General features: G+C 41.8%; 8 protein-coding genes. 5 read left to right on the top strand and 3 right to left on the bottom strand.

The features are described 5' to 3' along the window. Positions 1-48: 48 nt before the first annotated feature. The gene (locus tag Q1A69_RS16470) at positions 49-1,440 is read left to right on the top strand and encodes a class II 3-deoxy-7-phosphoheptulonate synthase (RefSeq protein WP_299587771.1); all 1,392 of its coding nucleotides are present in this window, start codon (positions 49-51) and stop codon (positions 1,438-1,440) included. Between the two features lie 1,577 nt (positions 1,441-3,017). On the opposite strand, the gene Q1A69_RS16465 is transcribed toward Q1A69_RS16470, so the two are convergent. The 3 genes from Q1A69_RS16465 to Q1A69_RS16455 all read right to left on the bottom strand — a co-directional run bounded on the left by Q1A69_RS16465 (position 3,018) and on the right by Q1A69_RS16455 (position 7,252). After that, on the bottom strand, positions 3,018-4,022 hold the full coding sequence (locus tag Q1A69_RS16465) for a hypothetical protein (protein WP_299587769.1): 1,005 nt from the start codon (positions 4,020-4,022) through the stop codon (positions 3,018-3,020). Between the two features lie 1,033 nt (positions 4,023-5,055). Beyond that, positions 5,056-5,664: a hypothetical protein gene (locus tag Q1A69_RS16460; RefSeq protein ID WP_299587767.1), complete on the bottom strand. Its 609-nt coding sequence runs from the start codon at positions 5,662-5,664 to the stop codon at positions 5,056-5,058. A 16-nt stretch (positions 5,665-5,680) separates the two neighbouring features. Next, complete coding sequence (locus tag Q1A69_RS16455; protein WP_299587764.1) at positions 5,681-7,252, bottom strand: FAD-dependent oxidoreductase; 1,572 nt, start codon at positions 7,250-7,252, stop codon at positions 5,681-5,683. Positions 7,253-8,933: 1,681 nt separating this feature from the next. On the opposite strand from Q1A69_RS16455, the gene Q1A69_RS16450 reads away from it, so the two are divergent. The 4 genes from Q1A69_RS16450 to Q1A69_RS16435 all read left to right on the top strand — a co-directional run bounded on the left by Q1A69_RS16450 (position 8,934) and on the right by Q1A69_RS16435 (position 12,266). Further along, complete coding sequence (locus Q1A69_RS16450; RefSeq protein WP_299587761.1) at positions 8,934-9,911, top strand: TIGR00341 family protein; 978 nt, start codon at positions 8,934-8,936, stop codon at positions 9,909-9,911. 147 nt (positions 9,912-10,058) lie between these two features. Beyond that, positions 10,059-11,018 carry a transcription termination factor Rho gene (gene rho / locus Q1A69_RS16445; RefSeq protein WP_299587758.1) on the top strand — a complete coding sequence of 320 codons (960 nt, stop codon included), beginning with the start codon at positions 10,059-10,061 and terminating at the stop codon, positions 11,016-11,018. A gap of 261 nt (positions 11,019-11,279) precedes the next feature. Further along, entirely contained in the window at positions 11,280-11,657 is a 378-nt protein-coding gene (locus Q1A69_RS16440; RefSeq protein ID WP_299587754.1) for a MerR family transcriptional regulator, read from the top strand. A gap of 36 nt (positions 11,658-11,693) precedes the next feature. Then, positions 11,694-12,266, top strand: coding sequence for an NAD(P)H-dependent oxidoreductase (locus tag Q1A69_RS16435; protein ID WP_299587752.1), 573 nt, complete (start codon positions 11,694-11,696; stop codon positions 12,264-12,266). Positions 12,267-12,556: the final 290 nt, after the last annotated feature.

Genomic DNA, 12,556 nt, shown 5'->3' with positions numbered 1-12,556 from the left:
GCATTGTGCTCACCCTTTAAGAGTTATCCTTAGAAGTAAGAGTGAAAGATGGAAGTTGAGCTAGGAGTCCAAGTGCCTGAATCCCCTAACCAAATCTGGACCCCACAGAGTTGGCGAAACTTCACCGCGCACCAGCAGCCCAAATACACCTCCGCCGAAGACGTCTCCCAGGTAGCCAAGCAGCTCGCAGGCCATCCACCTCTGGTGTTTGCCGCTGAAGCGCGCGAACTGCGCCGCCAGTTGGCCCAGGTGGCAGAGGGAAAGGCATTTCTGTTGCAGGGTGGTGATTGTGCGGAGTCTTTTGCCGATTTTAATGCCAACCGGATTCGGGATACTTTCAAAGTGCTGCTGCAAATGGCCGTAGTTCTGACATTTGCTGGCAATTTGCCCGTAGTCAAAGTGGCGCGTATGGCCGGCCAATATGCCAAGCCACGCTCCGCGGACACTGAAACAGTCGATGGTATTGAACTCCCCAGCTATCGTGGCGATATCATCAATGGTATCGACTTTACAGCGGAATCTCGCCAGCCAGACCCCCAACGCATGGTTACTGCGTATAACCAGTCGGCGGCCACTCTCAACTTGCTGCGCGCTTTCGCCCAGGGCGGCCTCGCCGACCTGCACCAGGTACACGGCTGGAACCTAAGCTTCCTACAAAATAATCCCCAGCGTGAAAAGTACGCGCAATTGGCGGAGCGTTTGCAAGAGGCCCTAGAATTTATGGCGGTGTGCGGGGTTACTTCAGAAAATACCCCCGCGATACGTGAGACCGTACTCTATACATCCCACGAAGCGCTGCTGCTGGAATATGAGCAGGCTCTAACGCGCACTGACAGTCTCACCGGCAAATGGTATGACTGTTCTGCACATATGCTCTGGATCGGCGAGCGCACTCGCCAGCTGGACGGCGCTCATGTGGAGTTCCTCTCTGGTGTGTGCAACCCTATCGGCGTAAAAGTGGGCCCAGGCATGCAGCCCGATGAGTTGATGCGTTTGATCGACAAGCTCAACCCAGAGAATGAAGCGGGTCGACTTACGCTGATTACGCGTATGGGGGCGGACACTCTTGCCGATAAACTACCGGGCCTGGTGCGTACCGTCCAAAAAGAGGGTCGCTCGGTTGTCTGGAGCACAGACCCCATGCACGGCAATACGGTTAAAGCCGGCAACGGTTACAAAACCCGTGATTTTGATAAGGTTTTGCGAGAGATTCGTGATTTCTTCTCGGTGCATTGGTCTGAGGGAAGCCACCCCGGCGGTATCCATTTGGAAATGACGGGCGAACACGTCACGGAATGCACTGGGGGTGCCTGGAAAATTTCTGAAGCCGACCTCGCCAGCTGCTACCGCACCCAGTGCGATCCACGACTCAATGCCGATCAGGTTTTGGAGTTGGCCTTCTGTGTGTCTGAATGGTTGCGCGCAGGGCGAATAGCCTAACGGCATAAGTAAAACGCAAAGTAAAAAGTGAAACCCCTTCTTTGAGTTAACGCTTGGATAAGGGGTTTTTTCTTTATATAACTGCAAAGAATCAGGCCCCTTAAAAACCATTAATGGGCATCGTATCCAATGTAAATTTCAGTGCCTATTTATAAGCGTGTTGAGCTTGATTTCCTTACTTCGTGACAAAATAGTTACGGTAGTTCTGGTTATTGTGACGATTGTTTCTGAAAAATATGAAATTCAAGGGAAATATTTCTTAAAATCAACTGGTTGAAGCGTATAGAAATAAATGTGATTGTGAGCATGAAGAACCCTTTTCTAGGGGGGGAGGGCAACGGTGGTACCAGTTGACCATATCTAATTGATTCTTTAAAGAAGGTTAGGGGGTGAGGTACAAGTTTACAGCAGTAATAGTAATCACGAGAATAAAGGTTCGGGTGATCACTATTAAGCTGGCGATCCTATCGTTCCGTATAATGTCCAAATCGATATTATTGATGCAAGAAATTTACCCGCTACCGTCTAGGAAGAAAAATACTGAACGGCTTTAAATTTTGGAAGAAATTAGAGTCTAAAGAGGAAATTGCATGGACAATGGATATTTCTAGTCGAGGTGTATTAAATTGGATTAATGCTTATAAGGCAGGTGCTTTCAAAGCATTGGCTGTTAAAGCACGGCCACCCGGAAGGTATGAGTTAGAGGCTAACTGCAGAGTAAAAAAAGCTTTAAAAAATCACGGATGAACAGCCAGATCAATTCAAGCTCAAGGATGTGTTGTGGCCACAATTGGCTGTCATGGAGTTGATCGAATGCGAATGTGGAATAACAATACTAATTCGCATCGCTGATGGTTACCTGAAACGCCGGAGTTTTATGCCTCAGAAACCCGCTAAACGGGCCTATGAGTAAAACCCAAAAGCGGTTAAAAAATGGATGGAAGAAGGTATCCAGGTATTTGGCAGCGTGCGAAACCAGTAGGCACAGGGGTTTAATAAGCGCGACTGTGTACCAAAAGGAAAAACGCCTATTGTAAAGCTGAATACAAAACGTACTTAACCCAATAAGCTCTCCGCGATTACAAGTTAAGGAGCCGTGCGCTTTCAATTTTGCAAAGGAAGTATAAATGGTGACAGATAGATTGATATTCTCAAACGATGTATCAGAGCAGCAATCCCGCAAACTTAATCTCATCATGGATAACCTTAGAGTGCATCATGTTTGATTCGCTAAAGCTTGACTGAAAGAGCTGGAGGCTGAAATAGAAATAGTGTATTTGCCGGCACATTCACCTGAGCTGATCCTAGATGAGTACCTGTATTGCGACCTTAAAGAAGGCGCCCACAGTGGGATGCCAGCGCGGTCCAAGGAGAAGCTGAAAGGGAAGTGCTTTACCAGATGAGCATATTTCAAAAGAAGCCTGAGCGTGTAGTATGCTAATTCCAACATGTATCAATTAAATATACAGCATGGGTGAACCATTTATTCTCCGGGTTAATTACAAGGGCCACTACACAGTAGCCCTTGTCCCCGGTCAAACAATCCCAACTCTAAATAAATAATTCCTGAAGAATAATTAAAAAATATCATCCAAATGTTGTAAAAAAGGTACTACGGTCAGATCACGTACAGTAGGCGTCATATCTCGATCGATAGTAATATGATTTAAGTTGACCCATTGTTGAGCATACCACCCTAAATTGATATCCGTTGCCGCATATACAAAAGAGTGGACTCCAGTAAATTCAATCACCTCATCACCTCCTGCCAGTTGCCGGATATACAGGTTGTCTTTATAGGGAAACTGAACATCCAGATCAGTATAGTAACTCAAATAATTTGAATTCACTGGACTGCGGAAAAATGAAGAGGTTACTCCCATTTCATTTTGGTCCCACTTACAGACACCATCAAAACTGTGAACTATAGTTCGAATCTTACGAAAAGCAGGATCATCACGCAGGGCTTTAGCCAAGCGCATGGCCAGGCATCCACCTCTGGAAGATCCGGCCAGATAGATAGTTTCAAGATTGGACGCATAAGCTTTTGACTTTAGCCAATTTAGGTAAGCCCTCTCCATGCGAGACTTCTCACTGCTACTCACCATATAATTAAATTGGGTATCAAAAGCTACCGCAAAGAAAGTGTCGTCAGCTGGAAAATATTCTGAATCCAGTACCTGCCGAGCAAGAGAGCGGCCATCAACACTTCGGGAACAGGATCCCTTTGAGACTCCACAGTCTTTCTTATAGTTATCTTCCTGACCTGTTACAGAGCTCTCAGAACCGTATCCCGGTGGCTGTTGCCCAGCTGCAATAAACACCAAATTTCGCACATCTTCCCGCATCGGTTGCTGAATTCTGGCAATCTGAGTGTACAACTGATGCGTTTTACTCACACCTTCTTGATCCCAAACCTGATACTCGGGTTGAGTATACTGCTGTGTACACCAAAAGTTTTGACAATAACGAACACGCTCCAAGTTCACTGAGAAATTCGATTTAGGTTCAAATGCCTGAGCTTGGATGGCGCCAAAAAAAAATGCCAAGTAGGTTGTAAATTTTGTTACTTGAATATTCATTTTTCACCATTTTAATTTGATTATTCTTGTAAAAACTGGAGAAATAGCCCTCCTCTTCAGTCAAATAGAGCGACTCTTCACTTGGTCACGTAGGATTCTATCAACCCTAAAAGCCATTAAGAAGAAAAATCAATAAAAAATGCAATTTTTCAAAATAGATAATGACTCTCCCCCTAGCCCATAAAAAATGAATAATTACGGGATATGTATAATTTTTAAAGGCCGTTATTCAAAATAACTACATTTAACTCCGAGGTGCATCGGCTGATCATCTGGAAAAAGGGGCCAGCGGGGGGGGTAATATTTGCTAGTTTTTCAAAAAATTTCTGCCTGGTTAGAGCTTGAGAAATACCTGCCTATCAGCGATGAAACTATTTATCTAGTTGTCTGGGTCAATAGGCATCGATAGGGACTTTGTACTAGAGCTCACGCCGCAGGTTAGATCTTAAAACAAGTGAACGAATGAGTTACTAACTCGGAGTACATAAGGATCCCATCAGCATGGCGCTGGGGAACAGGCTGTAGATAATAAGTCTTGCATCGAAGACTGTAAAATTGATACCGCTAATGGTTTAGGTGATAGTGATATTCTGATTGCTATTATAGATCGTAAGAGAAAATTCACACTGCTCTCAGCCGGCTGGGTGAAAGAAGGCAGACTTGCTTGGTCGGTCTGCCATGACACATCTTAATCCCTAAAGGTACTTAAACAGCCCCGTCGATAGTGGCAAATAAATTACTTTGCACGAGAAGATTGGTGAGGCTCTGGATATGGAAGTCCAATCTACACATTCGTATGCGTCTTGGGAGGGTAGACGGCCGTCGCTGTAGTCTAAAGAGTGATGTAATTTAGAGTTGAATACACTTTTAATTAATGCATTAACGGCCAGGCCTTAGAATTTGAGATTGTGTTCTTAGTTGTAATTTTGAACGTTCATGTAGTTTTGGGTTTTAATTACTATAGAGTCCCAAAGCGAATTTTTAGGGATTGCGGCTGCGGATGTCTAAAAATTTTAAGTTAAATGGGGGGTATTTAATTTTTCAGATTGTTTTCTATATTTTTAATGGGTTTTTTCATGATATTCTTACAATGAAAGGTTAGGCTTTTGAGTGGTTCTATAATCCAGTATTTACTTATAATTATTAAGGCTTGGGTAGGTAGATATCCCCGTTTTGCATAAAAAATACATGCATATTGTGCGTTCTTTACCGGGCCCTCGTAAAGCTTGTGAGGAAAAACCAGTGATTGAATTTTCGCTATTTTGGGGTGTTTGGCCCCGCTTACGATGTATTTCTTTTTACTTTGGTGTATATCCCAAAGTGAGTATAGTAAAATAACTCCCCGATAGAACTGGTTAACTTCACGATTAATCCATAGCCCACCTGTTTCGATTACATTAATTGACTGGGTTACAAAGCTGGGTAAGATAGTTGTTTTAGGGATGTCCTCAAAGTATCGTATCGGTAGGCGTGTATTTAAGCTGTAGCCACCGATCATGTCGCCCTGTCTATTTTTGAATACTCGAACAGTTGAAATACGCTCGAAATGCTTGATTGATGTCTCGTTTCCTGATTCAAGTATATAATTTCTGGTAAATGCTTCTAGTTCTTTGCTCTGAGAGATAAGGCATGTATTAATCATCGTAAATACTCTATTTTTACTTTATTTGATAGCGGCCAGGATTGATAAGATTATTTGGGTCAAGCATTATTTTTATTTTATGCTTTAGCGCTAGCGCATCTCTATTGCTTTCCTTGGATAAATCGAAGGGCATTTCATCAATTGAACGCCTGTAACACTGCCAGTTATTGTCTTTAAAGCATTGGCGGAGTTGAGTTATCAACTCTTTTGCCCTTTGCTTTTCTTTATCGCATTTAACGTCGTAATAGAGGCTGATAATGGCCTGACACATATGTGCTGAAATAGAAGTTAGGGTAACGCCAAATTCAAACCCGAACTTTTGAAATAACTGTTCACTTTTCTGCATGCAAGCATTTATTTCGTTACTTAACATCGGCAGTGCAGGCGCTATCCAATAGAAGCCGCAATCGCTATCGATTGGATCATTGCTATTATCGAAGCTCTGTGATTGGTTTCTCCAGTAGCATCCCTTTAATGCCATAGGGCTGGGATTACCCTCAAGCATAAGCATAGCTTGAGTGAATTTAGTTAAATTTTTTTGAAATTTGGTGAGCCGCGATGAATAATTAAATAACGGCTTTAAGCCGTGTAAAAACCAATTCAACCTGTTGAGTTTTTGTAGAGATAGGATCTTTACATCTCCAATATCACTTAGTGCCTGCTTAATACGGTTGGCTTTTGCTTTTGCGACTTTAGATTCACCAGAAACAACAAAAGCAGCAGTCCATGGTGTTATATGATTCTGCATCTCAAGCGTATATAGGTCGTGTATAGGTACGCCGTGACTTGGATTCCATTTGGAAAAGTCAAATTGGGTGATCATGGAGAGCACTCGGTAATTATTACCAATATGCGCTAGGCAGTCTAATGTGTTTTCAGATTTAAGTTGACGCATGATATCTATGTAAGTACCGATACTCTCTGATTCTTTTAACCTAACTATGCAGCGAAGACTCAATTCTTGCCGCATTGTTAATTCAAAGCGGATTTTGGTAATTACGGCTAGGTTGTTTTGTGTGAAGACTTCTGTAAGCCCGGCGCTATGACCGTTGCGCCCAATATAACGTGAAGCAGTATCTAAGGATTTTGTCTTCCCATTTGCCTGGATGTACTCGGTTATGGTGAAGTGTTGGCTACGGTAGCCGCGAGAACCGTGGCCAAACCCTCGTTCAAGTACATTTCCAACGATACTGGTTGCTGGTCCTGCACCTGTGCAATCAAGCATCCAAGGCGTACCTTTTAAATAATTCGCCAGTTGCCCTTGGGTTACACCTGGGCCAATTTCAACTACTCCCAAGTCGGAGTCATAATGATAAATCTCATTAAGTTGGCTAAGGTCAATTATTATATTATCGTCCATGACGGGGACGGATTTTCCGTAACCCCAATTTTTTCCTGTACTTATTGCATAAAATGGCTGGTTTATAAGGTGGCAAGTTTGGATTATTTTCTTTAATTCATCTGTGGTTTTTGGTATATAAATACCTTTAATGTCTCTTATGTGGCCAACTAAACCACTGTTTTTGTAATTTTCATGGTTCGAACCCTTATCGCTTAATTTCAATGAGTCCAATTTATCGAGAAGCATATTCCAATCCTTACTGATAGTTATAGGGATTTTAGCTTTCGATAGAGGCTTCTAAATAGATTTTTATCTGAATTTTTTGCCGAATCTCTCTCATTACCAGTGATTTTATTTTGAGTAAGCATCTAGAGGATTTTGCAGGTGATTGCCTGTTGGTGAGTTTTAATTTGATGGTTGTATGAGAGGTTGAGTTAGCAATTAAATTTAATGCATCTTCAGTTTGTTTTGTTAATCCTGCAGTTAACGCTGAAGTACATTAGATGATCATCTAGAAAAGAACATCCCGCAGGTGATAATATCTGCTGATACTCAAAAAAATTGCGACTGGTTAGAACTTGGTAAATAGTTGCCAGTCAGCTATGAAACTACCTACCGGTATGTCTAGTTCGATAAATGCCGTGGAGGATTCTTTGCTCGAAATTACGCTGCAGAAATAGAATTTATAACAAAGGAGGTAGTGATAAATAAACTCTGGGGTGTATCAAGAACACCATCAGCATTGGGCAGCGGCAACAAGTAGTAGAAGATACATCTTGCTTCGGAGAGTGGAAAATTGATACTGTTATAGGTAAATCATCATATTGATGAGCTGGTTGCTATTTTAGATTATAAGAACAAACTCACACTCTCTCAGCAAGTTGAGCACAAAAAGAAACAAGGTTGGTCACTCTAGTTTTTTTACATGATTCCTAAAGGTATTTAGACACCATCGACGATAATGGCTAAGAATTTGCTCTGCACAAGAAGGTTAGTGGGGCTCAAGATATCGATATCTATTTTACACATCCGTATACATCCACAGTAGTAGCTCAAAAGGTGATGCTTTTCAGGGTTTAATGTAGCTAATTTTATATTTTTAGGGGTCGATTAATTATATACTTATCAGGTGAGTAATGGATGTACTCGATATCATTTTGGCCTTATGAGATAGGTGGGCGACTTCAGGTGGTTTAATTCGACAAACATATCAGGCAGGTTATAGTAAGGCCTGCCACTGAAAGGCTATCTGTTAATATTTCTTGGCTGGCTTCATTATGATGCAAGCACTAATTAATGAACCAGAAGAATGATCATATTCCCTATTGCAAGGATTCTTAGTTGATTTCCTATTACTCTAATTTCAGTCGGTGTTTAAATGTTTTCAGTATTATATAGAGGGTTCGATGGTCATATCTTATATGCATATGAAATAATCCGCTATGAAATGATTCAGAATGTATCGCTGAGCGGAGCAAAAAGTTTGAATTTTTAAGGATTAAATCCACCTTTTAGCACCCAAAGGCGATATAATCTCAGGTTTCTCGTGGCGTATTGGACTTGGTGGCTTTTCTGGATACAAGTTTGATCTTGCATTTGGCTTAAGGATCTTAAGAAAGGCAACTAAAGAGTCTTCAGTTATTTTCACAATGTCTCTATGTGACCTGAAACCACGATGATGATAGGTGGAACTTGCCGCGAATGACAATTACATGACAGGTGTTGCTTTTAGAGGTTTATGGCGGGCTACCAGGTAATTGATACTTTACGCTTCCGATTTTTGATAAATCTAGATGCTCCTAATATCTTTTTCTTGACTGCGAATCTCTTTGAATATAGAGGGATTCCAGAGTGATCTGGAAGCTCTTTAGGCTCATCTTTGACTGTTAACGACCGTGAACGATTACACTCATAAAGAGAGTTACCATTGAAATATGTAGAAATAATTGCAAGTGCAGGAAGTAAAAATACCATTTCTGCCATAGCCAAAAAAGTCAAGGCTCTTGACTTTCGGGTTGGAGTCCTCGGGGAGGATGGTATGCAGCAGATGCGCATGCTTGTTGATGATAATAATCTGCAGGAAACCTTAGATACATTGCAGACTGTTCTAGGAGCGCAGCCCACTATTCGTATAGTGGTTTTACCCGTCTATGCCGATCTACCCAAAAAAAAGGATGAGCCAAAAGATGAAAAAGTATCGTCCAGTATAATTCGTGAATCGCTTTATCAAGAAGTCGCCAGGGGGGCGCGATTAGATTCCAATTATATTTTACTCGTGATTTTGGCTACAACCGTAGCTGCCATTGGTCTAATAGAAAATAATGTTGCAGTTGTTATTGGTGCGATGGTCATTGCACCATTACTCGGGCCGAATCTTGCGCTAAGTCTTGGAACAGCATTAGGCGATGGGAAGTTAATGCTAAATTCCATAAAAACATTGTTTATCGGGATTCTTATTGCCATTGGTATGTCTGTGGTAATCGGGTTGTTATGGCCTGGACAATTCCATAATCATGAAATCATGTCTAGGACTAACGCCAGTCTGGATTCAATTGCCTTAGCGCTTGCTTCCGGAGCTGCAGCTACTCTTTCATTGACCACTGGTTTATCTGGGGTTCTTGTTGGTGTAATGGTTGCTGTGGCGTTGCTGCCACCAGCTGTAACTATGGGCATTATGCTAGGTAACGGGCAGATGCATCTGGCGAGCGGCGCTGGGTTATTACTTGCTATCAATATTGTCTGTGTTAATCTCGCCAGTAAATCAATATTCTTGTTCAAGGGAATTCGTCCCCGAACTTGGATAGAAAAAAAGAAAGCAAATAAAGCCATGATGCGTTATATCCTTGGCTGGATATCTACATTAACAGCCCTGTTGACCTTTATCTTTTTTCGTGGCAGCTCTTAAGGCTGTCGCTAATTGCTTTCTTTGAGATATCTATAGAACAATTTATCTGGTGGGGCAAGGCTATAATCTTGCCTTATTTGCAAGCTTTTATCACGGCATCTGTTTGATGTGTGTCTGCTAACTTATTTAATGTAATCAATGAGAACTATGGCTAGAAAAATACTGTCTCTGAAGGTAAAACGAAATACAGATGTCGAGCTAGATGATAATAAATTGAAAACTGAAAAGATTGAGGATCCCCAGAAACGATTTTTGGATGGTATCGCGGTTAATCCTTCTGAGCCTATACGTCTAGAATCCGGTTCTGAACAATTCACTATGCGCGCAATGGATTTAATAACACCAATTGGTATGGGGCAAAGAGGATTGATTGTTGCGCCACCGGCCTGTGGAAAAACTACCATTTTAAAACATATTTGTCAGTCGGTCGGAGAAGCTTATCCAGATATAAAGCTCTATGCGTTGCTGATTGATGAGCGACCAGAGGAGGTAACAGATTTTAAGCGCAGTGTTCCTGCACAAGTACATGCCTCATCCTCAGATAACAGTTATGAACAGCATGTTCGTGTGGCCGATGACCTTCTTAAAATTGCCTGTCGCGAAGCAGGAAGCGGCCACGATGTAATGATTGTTATAGATTCACTTACAAGGCTTTCTCGTGTACATAATGCAGAGCGAAAGGGGCGAGGGCGTACCATGTCTGGTGGTATTGATGCTAGAGCTATGGAAATACCCCGTAAAATGTTTGGTGCGGCAAGAAAGATAGAGGGGGGAGGATCGCTTACTATATTAGCAACCGTTCTTGTGGATACAGGCAGTCGGATGGATCAGGTAATATTTGAAGAATTTAAGGGTACAGGTAACATGGAATTGGTTCTGTCAAGAGAGGTTGCGAGACAACGCATTTTTCCTGCGCTGGATATTGTTAAAAGTAGTACACGTCGAGAGGAGCTACTGATAGACTCAAAAGATATTGAAAGTATAAGGGTTCTACGTCGAGCGCTCGGCAGCCTAAAACCTATAGAGGGTGCTGGAAAGCTTGTAGAGCTACTTGAGAAATATCCTGCGAATGCGGAGCTACTAAGTCGTTTTTCCAGAAAAGAATAAACTATATGCCCTGAAATATTATTGGTGTCTGCCTGGTTTGAGCATGCAGTGCCTATAATAATACATTTGTTATGTGGTATCGTAATTTTGGAAGGTATGGTAAGGCGATGAATTTGTGTGATTCACCAAGGGTATTTCCCATTTTCAATCCGTCTTGAATTTGGTTTATCCGATTTTGTTCTTGGGTGTTTGTACAATCATTGTATTCTCATCAACTCAGGTTGTTTATAGTTCTATAGTTTCGGAGGTTAAGAGAAGCTTATGTTTATCGGCGAAGCATCTAAAAAGACAGGGCTATCGATAAAAGCTATAAGGCTATATGAAGAAAAGGGTATTATTAAGGCGCCAAAAAGGCAGGGACGTTATCGTGTGTATACCAATGCCGATATCGAAGTTCTTAATCTGATCTCTGAGGCAAAAGAGTTGGGTGTTACGTTGTCTACACTTAAGAACGTTGTAACCTATGAATCTGGAAGAGTTGATTGGGAAAAAATTTCTAGATTTCTCGTTGAGGTCAAAGATCAGCTTATAGGAGAGATGCAAACCATTCGAGACAGAGTTACACGTGTTGAGCGATGTCTTGATGGTATAGAGTCGTGTCCTAAGGGTCTTGACTCTCCCCCTAAGGGGAGACTTTAGAATCATCACTAGAGATGAGATTTAGGACGTAAGGTGATGAAGAAGATATTACTTTTGAACGGAAACCCAAAAATAGACAGTTTATGTTCTCACTTAAGTGATACTTATGAGATTGAGGCGCGTGAGAGTGCGATTGTTAGGCGCTTTGATTTGTGTGCGATGGATTTTAACCCTAGTTTAGACTGCGGATATGATGAATTTCTGAGGCTAGAGTACTGCTTGTCTGACTTCACGGAGGCATTATTATGGTCTAATCATATCGTAATTGTATTACCAGTGTGGTGGGGTGGGTTGCCAAGCAAGCTGAAAGGGTTAATAGATCGTACATTTCTTCCTGGAGTTACATTTAAATTTGAAACGGGTTCCGCGGTACCTGTACAACTTTTACAGGGTAAAACTTCCCGATTAATTGTAACGATGGATGCCCCAGTCAATATGCATACTGATCAGTTCAAACCTGTCTTGGAGCAGTTAGACCGGTTCACGTTGCAGTATTGCGGTGTAAAAATGGCGAAGTATAATTTATTTGGTTCGGTAGTATCTGCTTCTGAAGAGCAGATAGTCCAGTGGACTGAGATAGTAAAAGAACTGGGCTCTAATTGTATTTAGATTAAGGCATAGATTCAACTGTGCTCCACCATCAGGTGGGGCATTCTTAATATAGAGTTAAATTTCACATCGGTTACCAAAATGATATATTGGTTGTCACTTCTATGCCGAATATGTCGTATTGTTCAGGGAACTAACTTATAGTCTAAGCACACTTTTTCCATCTGAGTTTCTGTAGTTCCGAAATTTTATATAGGTACTCGTTTAATATTTCCTGCATTCAACTCTGAAGTGCATCAGTTAATCACCTGGAAAAGAACGGTCAGCTGAAGGTAATATCTGCTGCTTCT

It is taken from the genome of uncultured Microbulbifer sp., from assembly GCF_947498635.1.
Taxonomy (GTDB): Bacteria; Pseudomonadota; Gammaproteobacteria; order Pseudomonadales; family Cellvibrionaceae; genus Microbulbifer; species Microbulbifer echini.
Note: the sequence above shows the minus strand (reverse complement) of the source record. Positions and strands in the feature narration are given on the sequence as shown.